This window comes from Roseomonas aeriglobus (assembly GCA_016937575.1).
GTDB classification, from domain to species: Bacteria; Pseudomonadota; Alphaproteobacteria; order Sphingomonadales; family Sphingomonadaceae; genus Sphingomonas; species Sphingomonas aerigloba.
This window is the reverse complement of sequence record JAFHKN010000002.1, coordinates 2,167,381-2,187,081: the sequence shown is the minus strand read 5'-3', so window position 1 is coordinate 2,187,081 and position 19,701 is coordinate 2,167,381. Positions and strand designations below refer to the sequence as shown.

Genomic DNA, 19,701 nt, shown 5'->3' with positions numbered 1-19,701 from the left:
ATGTTTCACCGTCATTCCGGCAGCGGGCCGTTTCGCGATCATGATCGCGGTGCTGGTCCGGGGCGGAATGGCGGTGGAGCGGATATGCGCTTTGGCGTGAACTTCGTGAACTTTGTACGCGTAAACTGGGGCGGGGGCCCGTCATGAGCACCGAAATCGACTATTACGAGCTGCTCGAATGCAGCCGGGATGCCGACGATGCGACGATCAAATCGTCGTACCGCAAGCTCGCGATGAAGTACCACCCCGACAAGAACGGCGGGTGCAAGGATCACGAAGCCAAGTTCAAGGCGATCAGCGAAGCCTATGATTGCCTGAAGGACCCGCAGAAGCGCGCCGCTTACGACCGCTTCGGCCACGCCGCGTTCCGTAACGGTGGCCCCGGCGCGGGTGGTGGTCATCCGTTCGGGGGCGGCGCCGATTTCGGCGGCTTTTCCGACATCTTCGAAAGCGTATTCGGCGAATTCATGGGGGGCGGCCGCGGCGGCGGGCGCCCGCAGCAACGTCGCGGCGCCGACCTGCGCTACGACATGGAAATCACCCTCGAAGAGGCGTTCCACGGCAAGGACACCGAAATCACGGTGGACGTGTCGAGCGCGTGCGAAACCTGCAACGGATCGGGTGCTGCACCCGGCACCGGCACGCGCGACTGCCAGCTGTGCCATGGCCACGGCAAGGTCCGATCGCAGCAGGGGCCGTTCGTGTTCGAACGCGCCTGCCCGGGCTGCAACGGCGCGGGTCAGGTCATCTCGGATCCGTGCACCCGCTGTCGGGGTGAGGGCCGGGTCGACAAGACGAAGACGCTGTCGGTCAACGTGCCCGCCGGCGTCGATGAAGGCACGCGCATCCGCCTGAACGGCGAGGGCGAGGCCGGCCAGCGCGGCGCGCCTGCGGGCGACCTGTACATTTTCCTGCACGTCAAGAAGCATCCGCTGTTCGAGCGTGAGGGCACCACGCTCTACGCCCGCGCCCCGATCAGCTTCACGACCGCGGCGCTGGGCGGCGAGATCGAGATTCCGGGCCCCGACGGCACACCGAACGTGATCCGTATCGCGGCGGGCACCCAGTCGGGCCGCGAGGTCCGCCAGCGCGGCGCGGGCATGCCGGTGCTCCAGGGCCGCGGCCGCGGCGACATGGTCGTGCGGATCGAGGTCGAGACGCCGACCCGCCTTTCGGCCCGCCAGCGCGAGTTGCTCGAAGCGTTTCGGGAAACGGAGACGGGCGAGGAATGCCCGGAGAGCCAGGGCTTCTTCGCGAAGATCAAGGCAGCGTTGGGATAAGAGCGCTACCGCCGAGCGCTTCGGCCGGAAATTCGAGTGGAATGCGGACGGGCAGGTCAAGCGCCGCCCCGTCCATGGTCACCGGACGGACGCGGAAGACGGGGGACAGCGAGCCGCCGCGCGGCGAAGCCATGGCCTCGCGGCCGTTCCTGCTCAACCCGACAGCCGCGGAGCTGGCCGGTTCGTCACACGAAGCAGGATGCTAGTACCCATCCGCTCGCGTTCTCGCGTACAGCCTCGGGCGGCCAGACGGCCAGCCATTCGTGTTGCTCGGGCTTCCGCACCCAATCGGCTTTCAGAAACGTCGGCTCGTCACCATTCCCGGTGCTGCCAGTCCCGTTGCTACCGGTCTCGCCTCCCCCCAGGTGCCACCACCACTTCCGCTACCCGACGCCGGCCCACCCGCGGCGGCCCCGATCCCGGTGCCCATCCCTGGCGGGCTTGTTTCCGTCATCGCCGGAATGACGTCTGCCTGCTGCGACGTCGCAGCCGCGACTTGATCACGTGGGATAGCCGGGGCGCGGGCGCACTCTGCGGCGTGTCGCGAAGCGGCACGTCCCACTGCGTCCGTGGCTGCTCAGGCGGCGGCGGCGCCACGAGCCGGGGCGGGGGCGAAACGTCGAACGTCACCATCGCATTCGTCTTGTCCACAGGGAGGAGGACGATCCGCGCCGCCAGAATCAAGAAATCGCCAGCGCATGCAACGCGACCGTCGCGGCCAACGCCATCGCTCGCTCGTTGCGGGTTGCTGCTTCGATGCGAACAGCGACGACCTTCGCTCTCCCCGTACCATGTCGGGATTGGAAGCTAACGCACGCCTGATCTGCGGCAATGCGCAGATGCGTTCACTTCAGCAGCTGTTCCAACCCCCTGCGCAGGTTCGCCGCGGTGTAGGGCTTCTGCAGTACGGGTGTGTTCTCGAGTTCGGGCGGCAGGCGGAGCTGTTCGCCATATCCCGTGGCGAAGACAAAGGGGATGCCGCGAGCGTGGAGCATCTCGGCGACGGGCAGGCTGGTTTCGTTGCCCAGGTTCACGTCGAGCACGGCCAGGGTGAGCGCGTTCTCGACGATCTCGTCGAACGCCGCAGTGGTGGAGGCGGCGGTGACGACGCGGGAGGCGCCGAGCGACGTCAGGATGTCCTCTGCGTCCATCGCGATGATCAGGCTGTCCTCGACCAGCAGCACGGTACCGGTCAGCACGCTGGCCGGGGCAGCGGTCGTCACGTCGGGGTCGCCGAGGACCGCCGGGGCGGCGGTCGGCGCGGCCTCGCCATCGACGACGATGTGCTGACCCGGAACGCAGAAATCCGCTTCCAGCCCCGTCACCGCATAGCGGACCTCGGCCTTGCCGCGCAGGTCATAGGGGATCGATCGCTGGATGATCGTGGTGCCGAAGCCCTGGCGGGTCGGTGCCTGGACGGCGGGGCCGCCCGTCTCGCGCCACAGGATGCGCAGGTCGTTCTCCGCGTCCAGCGTCCAGTCGACCCGAACGATGCCGCTATCGGACAGCGCGCCATATTTTGCCGAGTTGGTCATCAACTCGTGGAAGACGAGCGCCAGCGTCGAGAAGGCGGCCGGGCGCAGCAGGACCGGCGGGCCACTGGTCGTCACGCGTGCTGCCTTGCCTGCCAGATAGGCTGACGCTTCGGTTTCGATCAGGCGGATCAGCGGGGCGGGGGACCAATTGTCCTGGGTGATCTGGTCGTGCGCCCGGGCCAGCGCTTCGATCCGCCCCTCAAGCATTTCGACATAGTCGCGCACGCTGCCGGCCGAACGGTTCGACTGACGCACGAGACCGCGGATCAGCGACAGGATGTTGCGGACGCGGTGGTTGAGCTCGGCGATCAGCAGCTCCTGCCGCTCCGACGCGCGCTGGCGCTCGGCTTGGGCATCGTCGCTCAGCCGCAGCACGACTTCGATCAGCGAAGCGCGCAGCATCTCGGCCACGCGGACTTCGGCCTCGGTGAACGGTTCGGAGCGGTGGCGGACCTCCTGCGTCCAGGCCTCGAAGCTCTTGCGTGGGCTCAATCGGGCGCCGTTCGGGCCCCAGGTCGCCGGCTTCTGCGGATCACCGCCCCAAGTGACGGTGCGGACGCGCTCCTGACGGAACAGCAGCACGTAGTCGCGCGGGCTGCGCGAGATGGGGATTGCGAGCACGCCTGCGCCGGTTTCGGCATAGGCCTCGGCGGCGGGCAGGACCCCGGCGAGGTGATCGGTCGCGAAGACCCGGCCGGACGCCATCGCGTTCAAGCGCCGCACGAGCGCCGGAAAGGCGGAGGTCGGCGGCGTGATGCCGCTCGATGCGACCCTGCCGTCGACCCAGATGCCGATGCCGTCGCACGGGACGGTCTGGCTCAGCATTTCGCCGAGCCATTCCGGCCGGTCGAGCAGCGACGCGTCGCCGGCGATCGCGGCGAGCAGCCGGTCGGACGTCGCGCGCGCCGATTGCTCGTACACGGCCAGTGCCTTGCGTTCGCGCGATTCCAGCTTGAACGCGAACATCGCGCCGAACAGCTCGGCAATCGACCGACGTTCGAAATCGGGCGCGCGCGGTCCCGAATAATGGTGACAGGCGAACAGGCCCCACAGCCGCCCTTCGACGATGATCGAGATCGACAGCGATGCGGCGACGCCCATGTTGCGCAAATATTCGATGTGGATCGGCGATACCGCCCGCAGGATCGACAGCGACAGGTCGAGCGGAGCACCGGTCTCGTCGCGGCTCGGAACGATCGGCACGGCCTCCGCATTCACATCGGCAATGATGCGAAACGGCGTGCGCAGGTACAGCTTGCGCGCCTGGACCGGAATGTCGCTTGCGGGATAGCGCAGGTCGAGGAAGCTTCCGATACCCGACCGTGCCGACTCCGCGACGACAATGCCCGATCCATCGGTATCGAACTTATACACCATCACCCGGTCGAATCCGGTGATGGCCCGCACCTGACGCGCGCCTTCGCGGAAGAAGGCGGGCAGCTCGCCCGTCTCGTCGAGCCGTGCCATCATCGCGCGGATGGTCCCGGCCGGGTCGGCGGTCGGGTTGGCCGAAGTCGGCTCGCCTTCCAGCACGATCGTGCCGTCGACCATATGGACGGCGAAGTCGAACCGCGTATCGTCGCCGTCGCGCAGCGGCAGGCCGAACACGCGCTCCACCGCATCGTCCCCCCGCAGCATCGTCAGGCGATTGCGCAGGACGTGGATGGTTTCGGCCGACAGATAGTCCGCGATCGGCGCGCCGAGCAGATCCTCCGCGCCAATGCCCAGGATGTCGGCAACGTTCGCCGAAGCGCGCTTGACCAACCAGTCCGGCGATACCGCGATCAGGAAACCGAGCGGTTGAATCCCGCCCAGCTCATGGATCGGTTCACGATCGCAATTGGTAAGATCGACGTCAAATTCCGCTTCGGCCAATTACTCAACTCTCGCCAGCCACGCCCGCCCGGATGCCTCGAACGACGCGAACACGGCGCGCGCGGAGACGATCGCCTCGGTCACTCGATGATCGGTGTACAACAGCTCTTCCAAACGGACCAGTAGCTTGGACCAGTGTCCTGTGGGCTGATCGGGATCAAGATATTCCCGCGGAAAATCGCTTGCGACCTGTCGCGCCAGCATCCGGCCGCCCAGGCGCGATCCCTCGAGCACGTACAGTGCGCCGAGCAGGCCCGCATCGCCCGCAACGGGCGGGCAGGCGAGCGGCGGCGGCAGCGGGCGCGACAGTGCCGTCAGGTCCGCCGCAATCGCTGGCGCGCGGCGGCGGTCCGGCCAGTCGTCGACCAGCGTAGCGATGCCCGCATCGTCGAGCATCGTCTCCAGGGGCAGCACGATCGCAGCATGCGCGCTCAGGAATGCGGCGTAGGACCGGCGATCGGCCAGGTCGAACCCGCCGTACACCGCGTCCACCGCATCGTGTGCGTCGCGCGTATCGTCCCGCAGGGCGCGGTGCGCGTCCCTCAAGCGAACACGCGGTCGAAGATCGTGTCGACGTGGCGCAGGTGATATTCGAGGTCGAACTTCTCCGCGATCGCGTCCGCCGGCAGCGCGGCGGTAACCTCGGGATCGTTCTGCAACAATTCGAGCAAGGACAGTTCGCCGTCGCTTTCCCAGACCTTCATCGCATTGCGCTGGACGAGGCGATAGCTGTCCTCGCGGCTCACGCCGGCCTGGGTCAGTGCCAGCAGCACTCGCTGCGAGTGGACCAGGCCGCCCATGCGGTCGAGGTTCTTCTGCATGCGCTTCGGATAGACGACCAGCTTGTCGACGACGCCGGTCAGGCGGGCGAGCGCGAAGTCGAGCGTGATCGTGGCATCGGGGCCGATGTAGCGTTCGACTGACGAATGGCTGATGTCGCGCTCATGCCACAGCGCGACATTCTCCAGCGCGGGCGTGACATAGCCACGCACCATGCGGGCAAGGCCGGTCAGGTTCTCGGTCAGCACCGGGTTGCGCTTGTGCGGCATCGCCGACGAGCCTTTCTGACCGGGCGAGAAATATTCCTCCGCCTCCAGCACCTCGGTGCGCTGCAAGTGGCGGATTTCGGTCGCCAGACGCTCGATCGACCCGGCGATAACGCCCAGTGTCGCGAAGAACATCGCGTGGCGGTCGCGCGGGATGACCTGGGTGGAGACGGGCTCCACGCTCAGACCGAGCTTCTCGGCGACATAGGCCTCCACGCGCGGATCGATGTTGGCGAAGGTGCCGACCGCACCCGAGATCGCGCAGGTCGCGACATCGGCGCGGGCGGCGAGAAGGCGGGTCTTGGCGCGCGAGAATTCGGCATAGGCCTGGGCGAGCTTCAGGCCGAAGGTCACCGGCTCGGCATGGATGCCGTGGCTGCGGCCGATCGTCGGGGTCAGCTTGTGCTCATAGGCGCGACGCTTAATCGCCTCCAGCAGCGCGTCGAGGTCGGCCAGCAGCAGGTCGCTGGCGCGCGCCAGCTGTACGGCAAGGCAGGTGTCGAGCACGTCGGACGAGGTCATGCCCTGGTGCATGAAGCGCGCTTCGTCGCCGACCTGTTCGGCGACCCAGGTCAGAAAGGCGATGACGTCATGCTTGGTTACCGCCTCAATCGCGTCGATCGCGGCGACGTCGATCGCCGGCTTCGTGGCCCACCAGTCCCACAGTGCCTTGGCCGCCGACTGCGGCACGGTACCCAGATCCGCCAGGGCTTGGGTCGCGTGCGCCTCGATCTCGAACCAGATCGCGAAACGCGCCTCGGGCGACCAGATCGCAGTCATGTCGGGTCGCGAATAGCGGGGAATCATGGGAACCTCGTGTAGCGGAAAGCCGGGACGAGCCGGCCGTTAGCAGGGACGAGCCGTGCGCGACAAATCTAAAATTCTTGGAACTGTCTCCTAAATACATCAGTTGAAGCGAGGTAATCCAGTGAAGCTTCAGTGGCCCGTCGGCGCCTGACAAGCGATGTGCGGGCTTGAACAAACAGGAGATATTCCGATGCTGAAGACGATTCTTCTTGCCAGTGCAATGGCCGTAACGGTGCCGGCGATGGCGCAGGACATGCCGCAGCAGACGCCGTCGCCATCGACGACTGTGCCGGCGCAGGACAACACTGTGCCTACAACGACCGAGTCTGCCTTGCAGCAGACGCCGCAGCAGACTCCGACGACGCAGGGCGCGCCGATCGCGGGTGCCCCGGTGACCGATCCGGTGGCGACACAACAGGCCGCGGCACCGACGAGCGATCAGCTCGCGACGCCGACCGATCCGGCTGCCTCCACAGCACCGGCGGAAACGGCGTCCGCGACACCGACTCCGGCGACGGGAACACCCGTGACGGGTGAAAGTCAGATCGCGCAGGTCGTGAGCACCGAGTTCCCGACCTATGACAAGAACGCGGACAAGGCGCTCGACAAGGCCGAATTCGGCCAGTGGATGGTAGCGCTGAAGTCGGCGAGCGACCCGACGACCAAGCCGACCGATCCCGCAACGAAGAAGTGGGTCGACGGTGCGTTCGCCTCGGCGGACACCGACAAGTCGAAGACGGTGACCCAGACCGAACTGACGACCTATCTGTCGAAGAGCGCCGGCTAACGTCCGACGCTGAAATCAGCCCGGTCATGGGCTGATACGGCCGCCCGGTCTTCGGATCGGGCGGCCTTCTCTTTGACAGAGAATGCGGACCTTTGGGGCGTATCCGTCCTATGCCGACCAGCGGGGCCGGTCGGGTTATTCGGTCACCGCTTTCGGGAAAAAGCGGTCGATCACATCCCGCGCCAGACGGGCGGGGCGCAGGGTGGTCGCATCGACGCAGCACCAGCTCGACCGCACCTCGGCCAGCACCTCTTCGCCGCGCTTGATCACGGTCTCGTAGACCGCTCGTGCCCCCTGCACCTTTTCCAGCAGCACCGTCGCGATCACGTCGTCGCCCAGGAAGGTCGGCCGGCGATAGGTGATCTCGTGCTTCAGGGCGACCCACAGATGCTGCGCGATGGCGTCGGCAGGCGCCAGCGAACGCCAATGGTCGATGACCGCGTCCTGCACCCACTTCAAATAGCTGGCGTTATTGACGTGCCCCATGAAGTCGATGTCTTCGGGCGCGACGTCGATCGGATAGAGGTGGGGCGACGGATTGCTCACATTCGTGTCAGTAACACGAGTCGCCGGCGCTTATCCAGAGGTGACGTGCGGGATTGATGCGCAGATGCGACAAGCTGCCGGGTTTTCATGGCCGGCAACGCCCTGACGAAAAGGGGGCCGGCATTGCTGCCAGCCCCCGTGTCGTCGACCGGCAAGGCCACGGGGTGTCGCGGCGCCCTTCGGTCGGCGGTCCGGCGTCCGCCCCGGCCGGTTGGGCGGGGTGGGCCGGTTCGGTCACCGGGGCCGACCGGATACGCGACCCACGCGGGGTATTGCGCATCCAATGTCGGCCTCGATGGCCTTCACGGATCAGCGGATATGCGAACACATCCCTCGATCCGCCGGTCGCTCGGTCCTGAGCGGTCTCGCCGCGGTGAAGCGACGATCGTCCGGTCTCCGGTCGACCCCGGGGCCGGGCAAGCCCGTTCCCGTTGATCGCGGTCGCTGGATCACCGAAGCTCCGTCGCCGGACCTTCCCGTGCCTCCTGCGGGCCTGCAATCTCGCCGCGGCCGCACCCCCTTCGCAAAAAGCAGGTTCAGCGCCGTGCCTTTCCTCCACCGCCCAGTCGATCGATCCATGGCTGCAGCTTGCGCCGTCGCCATCGATCGTTCGTCCTGGACCGGAAGTCCGGCCCGTCCATCGCGCCTGCGGTTTCCTAAGGCACCAGCTGCGCGATATCGGCGGTCAAGTGGTTGATCCGTTTCGGATTTCTCCGTCCCGTCCCGCCCTCTCGACACGTAGAGACTGTCACCGAATCCGAGTCGCACCAAGACCCCATCAGCGCTCGCGCGCCTGTGGATAACGTGGATTATGGGTATGAAATGACGCCTGCAACGGCCGAAAATCGCTACATGAACGCAAGGTTGTTTTAGGTTCATGCAACCGGATTTAGTTCCCTGTCGTTCCCACCCCATAGGATTTTTCAGGGACTGAGAGGAGCAGTATTATGCGTACCATGTTTCTGGCGGCAGGCGCCGCGGCACTGCTGGTTCCGGCTTCGCTGACCGTGCCGGTCGCGGTCGAGACCGGCTATTCGAAGGCCGAGGCTCAGCGCAACTATCGTTATCGCGAGTGGCGCGGCCGGGATGGCCGTTACTATTGCCGCAAGCCGAACGGCACGACCGGCCTGGTCGTCGGCGGCGTCGCCGGTGCGCTGGTCGGTCGCACGATCGACACGCGCGGCGACCGCACGGTCGGCACGCTGCTTGGCGCCGCCGCCGGTGCCGTGGCGGGCCGCGAGATCGAGCGCGGCGGCAGCAACCGTCGTTGCCGTTAAGGGCAGCAGGGAAGGCCGCTCTCTTCGGAGGGTGGCCTTAACCTTTTGAGACTAGGCACACGGGGCGATGCTCCGGGTGCTGACACTCTCGACGCTGTTTCCCAACGCGTCCGCGCCCAATCTGGGCGTGTTTGTCGAGCGACAGACGCTCGGGCTTGCTGCACACCGGCACGTCGATCTGCGCGTGATCGCACCCGTCGGCCTGCCGCCGTGGCCGCTGAGCCGCCACAGCCACTATGCGCCGCTTGCCACATTGCCGTCAGGCGAAAGCTGGAAGGGCGTGCCGACACTCCGCCCTCGCTTCGTCAATCTGCCGATGACCGCAGGCCGGTTCCATACCGCCGCTCTCGTCCGGACGCTGCGCCCGATCCTGCGTGCGGTTCGACGCGACTTCGCATTCGACGTGATCGACGCGGAATTCTTCTTCCCTGACGGTCCCGCGGCGGTGCGACTCGGTCGCGAATTTGGCGTGCCCGTGTCGATCAAGGCGCGGGGGGCGGACATTCATCATTGGGGGCGGACCGGACCGACCGCGGCCCAGGTCATCGCGGCGGGGCAGGCGGCGGATGGCTTGCTCGCCGTCTCGGCGGCCTTGCGTGACGACATGATCGCGCTGGGCATGCCGGCGGATCGTATCGCGGTGCACCGTACCGGCGTCGATGGCGATCGGTTCGCGCCGCGCGATCGGGCGGCGGAAAAGGCTGCGCTGGGCGTCGCCGGGCCGCTGGTGGTGTCGGTCGGCGCCCTCATCCCCCGCAAGGGTCATGCGATCGTCATCGACGCCGTCGCGCGCCTGCCGGGAACCACGCTGCTGATCGCGGGCGAAGGGCCCGAACGCGCGGCGCTGGAAGCGCAGATCGCCGCCCGAGACTTGTCCGACCGCGTTCGGTTGCTGGGCAGCGTCGCCCACGACCGATTGCCCGCGCTCTTCGCCGCCGCCGATGTGATGGCGCTGGCCAGTTCGTCCGAAGGTCTCGCCAATGCCTGGGTCGAAGCGCTGTCGAGCGGAACGCCGATCATCATCACCGCTGCGGGCGGTGCCCGCGAAACCGTCGATCGGCCGGAGGCGGGGCGAATAGTCGATCGTACCCCGGAAGCGTTCACGGACGCGATCGCCGACCTGCTATCGCGTCCTCCCGATCCCGCTGCCGTGCGGTCGGCGGCCGCGCAATTCAGCTGGCAGGCGAATACCGACCAACTCTACGCCCATTTAAAGCGGTTGGTGGAGCGCACCGGGCCCTAGTCGTATTCCCGCACAGGCGGGCGGCCAAGGATGGTGAGGCTTCGCGCTCTCGGTACGGCGCGCGCGCCTGCGCGGGCACAGGATGAAAGGGGACGATCCCCCAGCCGGTCGCGCTGTCCGGGCAGTTCAATCGAGCGGGTACAGCGCCCCGACGATCTGCCGGCCTTCGCCACGCAGTACGCCCCACGCCCGGGCGGCGGCGCGGCTGTCCATCACCTCGACCCCGATCCCGCGTGCCTCCAAGGCGTCGACGAACGCGCGCGGCGGGTGCTCCAGCGTAGCGCCGGTGCCGAGCAGCAGGAATTCCGGGGCCGGCTGCAGCGGCAGGACGGGCGCGACGTCGGCATCGGTCAGCGCGAGAAGCGCAGGGGGCGTCCACCCGTCCGCCCGCTCGGGCGTGATCAACAACGCGCGATAGACATTGTCGTCGACGCGGAATCCGCCGCCCGAGAAGCCGGAGATCACCGGTCCCGGAACGGCGGAGTTACGGTCCATCTTCACGGCAGGTCTTTGGCCAGCTTGGCCTTCGGCGCCGTGCCGTCCGCCTTGGCCTCCGCCGGCAGGAAGCTGTCGGGCTTCAGACGCAGCCACAGCAGAATCGCCGCGGACACATAGACCGACGAGAAGGTGCCGATGACGATCCCGAGCAGCATCGCCGCGGTGAAGCCGAAGATCACGTCCGGACCCAGCACCAGCAACACCGTCAGCACCAGGCCGATCGACAGCGACGTCGCGACCGTGCGGCTCAACGTCTCGTTGATCGACAGGTTGAGCAGCTCTTCCATGCTCATCTTGCGGTACTTGCGCATGTTTTCGCGGATGCGGTCGTACACGACGATCGTGTCGTTCAGCGAATAGCCGATGATGGTCAGGATCGCGGCGACGACATTCAGGTCGAATTCGAGCTGGGTAAGCGCGAAGAAACCCAGCGTCAGGGCGACGTCGTGGAACAGTGCGAACAGCGCGCCGACACCGAACTGCCATTCGAAGCGGAACCAGATGTAGAGCGCAATCGCGATCATCGCGAGCGCCAGGCTGGTCGCGCCGGTGCGGAACAGCTCCTGGCTGACCTTGCCCGACACGCTCTGCACCGCACCGACGCTGGCGCCGGGATAGTTTTTCTCGACGGTGTCCTTGATCGCGGTCGCTGCGCGGTCGGCGGCGGTCGCATCGGTGTCGTCGGGCAGCGGCGTGCGGATCGCGATCTCGCGGTCATTGCCGAACCGCTGGATGGTGGCTTCGCCGACGCCCAGCGCCTCGATCCGCTCGCGCAGTTGCGGGATATTGACCGGCTGCTGGAAGCTTACGCGCACGGACTGGCCGCCGACGAAGTCGACGCCCAGGTTGAAGCCTTGCGTGAAGCACAGCACGATCGAGGCGAGGATCAGGCCGAGCGACAGCGCCATCGCCACGGTCCGATACTTCAGGAACGCGATGTTGGTGTTGTCGGGGACGAGTTTTAGCGGGCGCATGATCGTCCTGCCTTAAATGTTGATCGACTTCGGCCGGTTGCGCTTCAGCCAGCCGGCGACGAGCAGGCGGGTGAAGGTAACGCCGGTGAAGACCGAAGTGACGATGCCGATCGCGAGCACGACCGCGAATCCGCGGACCGGGCCCGATCCGAAGACGAACATGATGACCGCCGAAATGACGTTGGTCAGGTTCGCGTCGAAGATCGCGCGGCTGGCTTCCTTGTAGCCGACCTCGACCGCGGGCAGGGCGGCGCGGCTGCGGATGCGCTGTTCCTCGCGGATGCGTTCGTTGATCAGCACGTTCGCGTCGACCGCCGCGCCGATCGTCAGCACGAAGCCGGCGATGCCAGGCAGCGTCAGCGTGGCGTTGAACAGCGCCATCAGCCCCAGGATCATGATTGCGTTCACCAGCAGTGCGGCAGTCGTGTAGATGCCGAACCGCAGATAGGTCGCGATCATGAAGATGATGAGGGCGACCGATCCGACGACGCCGGCCAAAATGCCCTTGTCGATCGAATCCTGGCCCAGTTCGGCCGAGATCGAGCTTTCCTGCACGACCTTCAGATCGACCGGCAGCTTGCCCGAACGCAGCGCGATGGCGAGTTCGTTCGCCGTTTCGACGGTGAAACCGCCGCCCGAGATGGTCGCGACGCCGCCCAGGATCGCCTGGTTGATGTTCGGCGCCGAAATCACCTGATTGTCGACGATGATCGCGAACGGCTTGCCGACGTTTTCCTGCGTCACGCGCGCGAAGCGGCGACCGCCTTCGCCGTTGAACGTCAGCGTCACGTCGGGCTGGCCATTTTGGTCGTAGGTCTGCTTGGCGTCGGCGATCTGGTCACCCGAGATGACCGTCGAGCGCTTGACCGCGATCGCCCCGCCGCCGTTGGCATAGGGGAGGACCTGGCTGCCGATCGGCGCCTGGCCGCGCTGGACGTCCTGTGGATTCGCTGCGAGATCGACCAGCTTGAATTCCAGCTTCGCGGTCTTGCCGATCAGCGCCTTCAGCTGCTCGGGATCCTTCAGGCCGGGCACTTCGACGACGATGCGGTTGGAGCCTTCGCGGACGATATTCGGTTCGCGCGTGCCCAGCGCGTTGATGCGCTTGCCGACGATCTCGCGCGCATCGTTCATCGCGGTGTCGATCGCCTGGGTGATGCCGGCGGTGGTCGGCTTCATGACGAAGCGGTTGGTGTCGACGACCGAAATGTCCCAGTCGCGCTGGCCGGTCATGCCGGCGCCGGTGGTCATCGGCAGCAGGCGTTCGCGCGCGGCATCGACCTGCGAGCTGTCGCGCACCACGAACGACAGCTGGCCGTCGCGGGTCGAGATGTCACCGATCGCGATCCGCGGGGTTGCACGGCGCATCTCCGTCTGGATCTGCTCGCGCATCCCCTCGATCCGGGCGTTGGCGACGTCCTTGGTATCCGCTTCCAGCAGGATGTAGCTGCCGCCGGCAAGGTCGAGCCCCAGGTTGATGACCGGCTGCGGGATCCAGCCCGGCCATTTCGCGCGCGCGCTTTCGGGAACCAGGCTCGGCACCGCGAGCAGCGTGCAGAAGGCGATCGTGGCCCAGACGAGCCAGACCTTCCACTTCGGAAAGTCGAGCATCAGTCGTTTGCCGGCTTGCCGCCCAGCGGCGTCACTTCGGCGATGGTCGCCTTGACGATCTTCACGCGGACGTTGGCCGCCACTTCGACCTCGACCAGCGTGTCCTCGACCTTGGTCACCTTGCCGACCATGCCGCCGGCGGTCACGATCGTGTCGCCCTTCTTCACCGCCTGGATCGACGCCTGCAGCGTCTTCATTCGCTTCTGCTGCGGGCGAATCATCAGGAAATAGAAGACGACGAAGATGAGGACGAGCGGCGCGATCGATACGATCGAGGCGAGGCCGCTATCGGCGGCGGCGCCGCCGGCGGCTTGGGCATGGGCTGCGGGAATGAACATGGCTCTCGATTATCTTTGTAGGAAGCGTCGTGAAGCGGCGCCCCCGGGGCCGGCACATGGGGCGCTCCGCTAACAAAGTGAAGCGGCCGGCGCAACTTTTGGCACGCGTCGTCACGCCGCGCTTGCATCGCCGGACGACCGGGCTTAGAGGCCGCGCCTTCGGGCGCAGGCGGCAACGCCGGCGTCCCCGGTCGGGGCGTAGCGCAGCCTGGTAGCGCATCACACTGGGGGTGTGGGGGTCGCAGGTTCGAATCCTGTCGCCCCGACCATTTTCTTCATCGGGGGATCGCGCGGGCATGCGCGACGAAGTTTGTTCCCGAGGGAGCAAAGCGGCGCTAACCTGCGTTTACGAGCCTTTTCCGGGTATGCCGACGTTCGGCGTACCGCGAAGCCGCAGGACCACGCCTGGCCGATGTCGACCGATCCCGTGACCGTTCTCATTCTAGCCGACACGCCCGTGCCGCCGTTCCTGGCCGGCGGCGGCGACTGCGGCCGGCTGATCGCCGAACGTGACTGGAGTGCGACCCCGCTCGGACCGATCGAAACCTGGCCGCAGAGCCTGCGGACAGCGACCGCGATCCTGCTGCGCTCGCCCGTTCCCATCGTCCTGCTGTGGGGGCCGGACGGCGTCATGATCTACAACGACGCCTATTCGGTGTTCGCCGGCGGCCGTCATCCGCACTTGCTGGGATCGAAAGTGCGCGACGGTTGGCCCGAGGTCGCCGATTTCAACGATCATGTGATGCGCGTCGGTCTGGCCGGAGGAACGCTGCACTATCACGATCAGGAACTCACGCTGCACCGCCACGGTCGCCCCGAGCGCGTATGGATGGACCTGGATTATTCGCCGGTACTCGACGAAGGCGGGCTGCCCGGCGGCGTGATCTGCATTCTGGGGGACACGACCGAGCGAGTCGCGGCGGAGAAGCGCAATGCCTTCCTGCTGTCGCTGGCAGACGATCTGCGCGCGCTGCGGACGCAGGACGAGATCATTCAGCTGGCGTCGGAACGCGTGGCTTCATGGCTGGATGCGAACCGCGTGTTATTCGCCGAAATCACCGACAGCGGCTGGATGACGGTGGAGCGCGATCATCTTCGCGGCGTTCAGTCGCTGGTCGGGCGCCATTCGCTGCAGTCCTTCGGGCCGGGGCTGCTCCAGGCCTATCGCTCGGGCCAACCGCTGGTCGCGTGCAATATCCCCGGCGACGACAATCTGACGCCGGACACTCGCGCAGGTCTGGCCGAGCGGCGGGTCGCCGCGTTCGTCGACATCATGCTGTTCGACGACAGCGACCGGGTGCACGTTTTCGCCGTCCAGTCGGCGACGCCGCGCGAATGGACTCAGGCCGAAATCACCTTGGTTCAGGAAGTAGGTGAGCGGCTGAAGGTCGCGGTCGAGCGAGCTCGCGCCGAGGAGGGGCTGCGCAAGCTGAACGAGACGCTGGAGGAACAGGTCGCCGTTCGTTCGGCGGAGCGCGACCGGCTATGGACCCTCTCGCAGGACATGCTGGCACGCGCCGACTATCAGGGCATGATCTCTGCGGTCAGCCCGGCGTGGACACGGGTGCTCGGCTGGTCGGAAAACGAATTGCTGAGCCGCGGCTATGCCAGCTTCATCCATGCCGACGACGCCCCGCACACGCTGGAGGCGATCGGCCGGATGGAGCAGACGCGTCAGCCGACCCGCTTCGGCAACCGCATCGCGACGCGGGACGGCGCCTGGAAGCACATCGAATGGACGGTCGCGCCCGAGACGGACGGCGTGAACTTCGTCGCGGTGGGGCGCGATCTGACCGAAACCAAGCTGCGCGAAGCCGACCTTGCCGCGGCGCAGGATGCGTTGCGCCAGAGCCAGAAGTTGGAAGCGATGGGCAGCCTGACCGGCGGCGTCGCGCACGACTTCAACAATCTGCTGACCCCCATCATCGGTTCGCTGGACATGCTGGTCCGCAAAGGGCTGGGCACCCCGCGCGAACGGCGGCTGATCGAAGGAGCGCTGCAATCGGCGGAGCGCGCGAAGACGCTGGTTCAGCGCCTGCTCGCGTTCGCCCGTCGTCAGCCGCTTCAGCCGACCGCGGTCGACGTCGGGCGAGTCGTCGATAACATGGTGGGGCTGATCGGCGCGACGATCGGGCCGACCATTGCCGTCCGGATCGACGTCGGCGACCTGCCGCCGGCGAAGGCCGATCTCAACCAGCTCGAAATGGCGTTGCTCAATCTCGCGGTCAACGCGCGGGATGCGATGCCCGACGGCGGCGAACTGACGATCGCGGCGCGACGCGATAATCTGGCCGATGGAAACGACGCGGGGCTGACCCCTGGCGCCTATGTCCGGCTGAGCGTGACCGACACGGGCTTTGGAATGGACGCCGACACCCGGGCGCGCGCGATCGAGCCCTTCTTCTCGACCAAGGGGGTCGGCAAGGGCACCGGCCTGGGCCTGTCGATGGTGCATGGCCTTGCCGCCCAGCTCGGCGGCGGGCTGACGATCGAAAGCGCGCCGGGGGAGGGCACGGTAATCGCCCTGTGGTTGCCGGTCGCCGCAACGATCGCGGCCGGAGAAACGCGCGCGTCGGGGTGCCTGGCCAAACCCAGGGGCATCGGCGTCGCCCTTCTCGTCGATGACGAGGACCTGGTGCGGATGAGCACCGCCAACATGCTCGCCGACATGGACTATGACGTCGTCGAGGCGGTCTCTGCGGAAGAGGCGCTGGCCTTCATCCGCGATGGGCTGACACCCGACCTGCTGGTAACCGATCATCTGATGACCGGGATGAGCGGCGCCCAGCTCGCGCGGACGTTGAAGCATAGCCGCCCCGACCTGCCGGTGCTGATCGTGTCGGGCTATGCCGAGGAAGACGGCATCGACGATGACCTCCCGCGACTGGCCAAGCCGTTCCGCAACGCCGAATTGGCGGCCAGCCTGACGGTCCTGCGCGGCGGCGTTCCGGTCGCCAAATAGCAAGAGGCGCTCGGCAACGGCTGGCCGCGCGACGCGCGCGCTTCGGGCTTTAGGTGTCGCGCTTTGGGAATCGGCCGGCAAATCGACCTGTAAACTGTGTTGTTTGTGCGGTCGGAAGCGGTTTACACGCCTTTAGTCATATCCGGAACAACCGGAATGATTCTTGGGGGACTCCGGACTTGTCTGAGGCGCGTAGCACGGCAGCATTGGGATCGTATCGCTGTTGTGGTTTCGGCGACTGCGGCGCCGGCTGATCGATGGACCGCTTTTCGTTTGTCGCCGGATCGTCGGCCTACGATGCGCCGCACATGCCCGCGGGCACGCGCGTGCGCTATTTCCCGCCAGCACCGGCGCTTGCCCCCTTCCTGACCGCGTACAACGCGTACGGCGCAGTGGATCGGACGCCGCGGGTCGACCCGTTCCTGCCGATGATGACGATGGTCACCATCCTGGTCGATGCGGGCCCCGTGTCGGTGCGGGTGCGCAATCATGTCTACGACGACGTGCCTCCCGTCGCGCTGTACGGCGCGATGACGCGGCCGATCGTCGCTACGACGCATGGCGGCGTGCAGATCGGCATCGGCATCAGCCCGCTCGGCTGGGCGCGCCTGGTCCGGCGGTCGGCGGAGGATTTCCACAATCGCCTCGTCCCGCTCGGCAGTCTGTTCGGTCCGGGGTGGGGGGAACGCGTGCACGCCGAGCTGATCGCGGCGGAGTCGGACGAGGCGATCCCCGACATCCTCGACCGCCATTTCGCGCCGTTGCTGACCTGCCCTCATCCGCAGGAAGCGCTGATCGCCCGGCTGGCAGCGATCGTCGCTGGCCCGTCCACGCCGGATATCGCGACGCTAGCCGAGGAAATGGGCGTGACGACGATCACGCTGCGGCGGTTCGCCCGACGATATTTCGGGATGCCGCCCAAGCAGATGGTGCTGCGCGCGCGCTTCCTGCGATCGTTTCTGCGGGAAAGCGGGCTCGACGGCGGCCCGCCGGGCCGATCGATCGCCGACAGCTATTTCGACGAATCACATTATCTGCGCGATGCGCACACGTTCCTCGGCACGACGCCGAAGCGCTTCCTGCGTCAGCCGCTGGACTTTCTGCGCGGGTCGGTGGCGAGCCGCATCCGCGCGCTCGGCGCGGCGGCGCAAGTGCTCCACCACGTCGATCCGCCGGCGCTCACGGACGCGAAGGCGGCACCCGTCGTACCCGGGCCGACCGATCGGTGGCCGCCGCCAGCGCCAGAGTTAGCAGACCCGCTGCCACCGCCGCGATCGTGATCGCACTTGCAAGCGACGTGCGGCTGGCCAGCGCCCCCATCACGCCGCCGCAGACGAAACCCAGCCACAGCGCGAGAAATGGCACCCAGGCGTGGTCGCCGGGGACGCGCATCAGCGTTGCCGTCAGCCGCTGGCCGAACCGCACCAGCGTCCCGGTCATGTAGGTCAGCCCGATGGTGACTTCGCCGTCGCGGTTGAACACACCGTTTTCCGCGCCCATCGCAAAGGCGAGCAGCAGGAGCGGCGCGGTCGCATAGCCCCACCAGGCCGCGCAGGCCGCCGTGGTCAGGGCAACGGTGACGACCAGCATCACCGGTGCCTTGTGCCGCCCGGCAAAGCGATGGCCGACGACGCTGGCGGCGATCACGCCCGACAGGAACATCAGCACCAGCGCGCCGCCGATCCGCACCGCCGTCCAGTCTCCTGTCGCGATGCCGATCGCGACACGCGTCGAATTGCCGCTCATGAACGAAGCGAAGAAACCAAGCAGTTCGATCCAAGCGACCGCATCGACGAAGCCGGCCAACGCGGCCAGCGCGACGGCAGCCGCGGCAAGCGGGGCAGGGTAGCGCGTCATCGCCCGGCTCTATGGCGGAGGCGGAGCGGCTTGTCAGCGGGGATTTGCATGGCCGCCGCCGCAGGTCGTGCCGGGGAACGGGTTGGACAGCCGGCCCGTCGCGCGACAGGAACGGTCGCATGCCAACCGACCGCATCGCTCTCGAAGCCCGCTGGCTCGACCTCACGCGCCGCGAACTGCCCGGCATGGCGGCGGCCCGGGCCTGGCCGGTCAGCGCCGATCACTGTTTCCAGCGCATTCTGCTCGACGCGGCGTGCGACGGCGTGTGGTACGATCATATCCCGCGCCGCCCGGCCTATGCTCATGCGCCGGACGCGATCCTGCGAGCCGCGATCGCGCTGGGGGAGGGGGTGGCTGCCGGCACCGCCGACCTCGCCGCGCTCAACCGGCGCTCGCTCGCTTGGCGCAGAGCGCGTAGGGAGCGGGCATGACGCCGATCGCTGCACCCTTGGGGCATGTTCTGCCCTATCTCGACCTGCTGGGTATCGCGGTATTCGCGACGACCGGGGCGCTCGCCGCGACGAAGGCGAGCCAGACTTTCGTGACCGCCGGCTTCTTCGCGCTGGTGACAGGGGTGGGCGGCGGCTCGGTGCGCGATCTGCTGATCGGGGCGCCGGTCTTCTGGACGCATGATCCATGGGTGGCGGCGGTATGCCTGGCCGCGGCGGCGATCATCTGGCTGACGCCGGAGGGCTGGTGGCGCGGGCCGGCGCTCGACTGGTTCGATGCGCTGGGCCTGGCTGTCTATGCGGTGTTCGGCGCGGCCAAGTCGATCGCGTTCGGGATTCCGCCGGTGCCCGCGGCGCTGATGGGCGTGGTGACGGCCTGCGTCGGCGGCGTCATCCGCGACGTGCTGGCGGGGGAGCCGTCGATCATCATGCGGCCCGAACTCTATGTGACTGCAGCGGCGTTGGCGGCGGCGCTCTATGTCGCGCTCCATGCCTTGGGCGCGCCGATGTGGCTGGCGGCGATCGTCGCAGCGACGGCGGGGTTCGGCCTGCGGGCCGCGGCGATCGCGTGGAAGCTCCGCTTGCCGGCCTATCGCGGGCGACGCTGATCCAGCCC

Annotated in this window: 18 protein-coding genes and 1 tRNA gene; 9 read left to right on the top strand and 10 right to left on the bottom strand. The window is 67.1% G+C overall.

Translation table 11 applies throughout. The annotated features are described in order from the left end of the window. Positions 1 to 143 precede the first annotated feature (143 nt). Positions 144 to 1,280 (top strand): molecular chaperone DnaJ, encoded by a 1,137-nt coding sequence (dnaJ, locus tag JW805_11010; protein MBN2972547.1) that lies wholly within the window; start codon positions 144 to 146, stop codon positions 1,278 to 1,280. Here dnaJ and JW805_11005 read toward each other — a convergent pair. The 4 genes from JW805_11005 to JW805_10990 form a co-directional block, all read right to left on the bottom strand. Further along, positions 1,261 to 1,413, bottom strand: a complete 153-nt coding sequence (locus JW805_11005) for a hypothetical protein (GenBank protein MBN2972546.1) — start codon at positions 1,411 to 1,413, stop codon at positions 1,261 to 1,263. The genes dnaJ and JW805_11005 overlap by 20 nt on opposite strands. A 712-nt stretch (positions 1,414 to 2,125) precedes the next feature. Then, positions 2,126 to 4,690, bottom strand: coding sequence for a GAF domain-containing protein (locus JW805_11000; protein ID MBN2972545.1), 2,565 nt, complete (start codon positions 4,688 to 4,690; stop codon positions 2,126 to 2,128). Further along, positions 4,691 to 5,236, bottom strand: coding sequence for a biliverdin-producing heme oxygenase (locus JW805_10995; GenBank protein ID MBN2972544.1), 546 nt, complete (start codon positions 5,234 to 5,236; stop codon positions 4,691 to 4,693). It abuts the gene before it with no gap. Further along, the gene (locus tag JW805_10990) at positions 5,233 to 6,543 is read right to left on the bottom strand and encodes an adenylosuccinate lyase (GenBank protein MBN2972543.1); all 1,311 of its coding nucleotides are present in this window, start codon (positions 6,541 to 6,543) and stop codon (positions 5,233 to 5,235) included. Before JW805_10990 ends, JW805_10995 begins: the two co-directional genes overlap by 4 nt. A gap of 190 nt (positions 6,544 to 6,733) precedes the next feature. On the opposite strand from JW805_10990, the gene JW805_10985 reads away from it, so the two are divergent. Then, entirely contained in the window at positions 6,734 to 7,330 is a 597-nt protein-coding gene (locus tag JW805_10985; protein ID MBN2972542.1) for a hypothetical protein, read from the top strand. A gap of 135 nt (positions 7,331 to 7,465) precedes the next feature. On the opposite strand, the gene JW805_10980 is transcribed toward JW805_10985, so the two are convergent. Then, the gene (locus tag JW805_10980; protein MBN2972541.1) at positions 7,466 to 7,876 is read right to left on the bottom strand and encodes an acyl-CoA thioesterase; all 411 of its coding nucleotides are present in this window, start codon (positions 7,874 to 7,876) and stop codon (positions 7,466 to 7,468) included. A gap of 947 nt (positions 7,877 to 8,823) precedes the next feature. Between JW805_10980 and JW805_10975 the strand changes: the two genes are divergently transcribed. Both JW805_10975 and JW805_10970 read left to right on the top strand, forming a co-directional pair. Beyond that, positions 8,824 to 9,153 carry a glycine zipper 2TM domain-containing protein gene (locus tag JW805_10975; protein ID MBN2972540.1) on the top strand — a complete coding sequence of 110 codons (330 nt, stop codon included), beginning with the start codon at positions 8,824 to 8,826 and terminating at the stop codon, positions 9,151 to 9,153. A gap of 67 nt (positions 9,154 to 9,220) precedes the next feature. Beyond that, complete coding sequence (locus JW805_10970) at positions 9,221 to 10,396, top strand: glycosyltransferase (protein ID MBN2972539.1); 1,176 nt, start codon at positions 9,221 to 9,223, stop codon at positions 10,394 to 10,396. Positions 10,397 to 10,522: 126 nt separating this feature from the next. On the opposite strand, the gene JW805_10965 is transcribed toward JW805_10970, so the two are convergent. From JW805_10965 to yajC, 4 genes are read right to left on the bottom strand one after another with little or no spacing between them, the layout of a single operon-like run. Next, a complete protein-coding gene (locus tag JW805_10965; protein MBN2972538.1) occupies positions 10,523 to 10,897 on the bottom strand; it encodes an Mth938-like domain-containing protein in 375 nt (124 codons plus the stop codon). Then, complete coding sequence (secF, locus tag JW805_10960) at positions 10,894 to 11,868, bottom strand: protein translocase subunit SecF (protein MBN2972537.1); 975 nt, start codon at positions 11,866 to 11,868, stop codon at positions 10,894 to 10,896. The genes JW805_10965 and secF overlap by 4 nt, the downstream gene beginning before the upstream one ends. Before the next feature lie 12 nt (positions 11,869 to 11,880). Then, positions 11,881 to 13,479 carry a protein translocase subunit SecD gene (secD, locus tag JW805_10955; protein ID MBN2972536.1) on the bottom strand — a complete coding sequence of 533 codons (1,599 nt, stop codon included), beginning with the start codon at positions 13,477 to 13,479 and terminating at the stop codon, positions 11,881 to 11,883. Then, positions 13,479 to 13,817 carry a preprotein translocase subunit YajC gene (gene yajC, locus JW805_10950; GenBank protein ID MBN2972535.1) on the bottom strand — a complete coding sequence of 113 codons (339 nt, stop codon included), beginning with the start codon at positions 13,815 to 13,817 and terminating at the stop codon, positions 13,479 to 13,481. Before yajC ends, secD begins: the two co-directional genes overlap by 1 nt. Positions 13,818 to 14,009: 192 nt before the next feature. Between yajC and JW805_10945 the strand changes: the two genes are divergently transcribed. From JW805_10945 to JW805_10935, 3 genes are all read left to right on the top strand, one after another. Further along, a tRNA-Pro gene (locus JW805_10945) sits at positions 14,010 to 14,086 on the top strand. A gap of 143 nt (positions 14,087 to 14,229) precedes the next feature. Beyond that, positions 14,230 to 16,779, top strand: coding sequence for a PAS domain S-box protein (locus tag JW805_10940; GenBank protein ID MBN2972534.1), 2,550 nt, complete (start codon positions 14,230 to 14,232; stop codon positions 16,777 to 16,779). 257 nt (positions 16,780 to 17,036) lie between these two features. Further along, positions 17,037 to 18,059, top strand: a complete 1,023-nt coding sequence (locus JW805_10935) for a hypothetical protein (protein ID MBN2972533.1) — start codon at positions 17,037 to 17,039, stop codon at positions 18,057 to 18,059. Here JW805_10935 and JW805_10930 read toward each other — a convergent pair. Then, positions 17,959 to 18,636: a DUF1275 domain-containing protein gene (locus JW805_10930; protein MBN2972532.1), complete on the bottom strand. Its 678-nt coding sequence runs from the start codon at positions 18,634 to 18,636 to the stop codon at positions 17,959 to 17,961. The two genes, JW805_10935 and JW805_10930, sit on opposite strands and share 101 nt — an antisense overlap. Positions 18,637 to 18,755: 119 nt before the next feature. On the opposite strand from JW805_10930, the gene JW805_10925 reads away from it, so the two are divergent. Both JW805_10925 and JW805_10920 read left to right on the top strand, forming a co-directional pair. Further along, positions 18,756 to 19,067 carry a hypothetical protein gene (locus JW805_10925; GenBank protein MBN2972531.1) on the top strand — a complete coding sequence of 104 codons (312 nt, stop codon included), beginning with the start codon at positions 18,756 to 18,758 and terminating at the stop codon, positions 19,065 to 19,067. After that, a complete protein-coding gene (locus JW805_10920) occupies positions 19,064 to 19,693 on the top strand; it encodes a TRIC cation channel family protein (protein MBN2972530.1) in 630 nt (209 codons plus the stop codon). Before JW805_10925 ends, JW805_10920 begins: the two co-directional genes overlap by 4 nt. Positions 19,694 to 19,701: the final 8 nt, after the last annotated feature.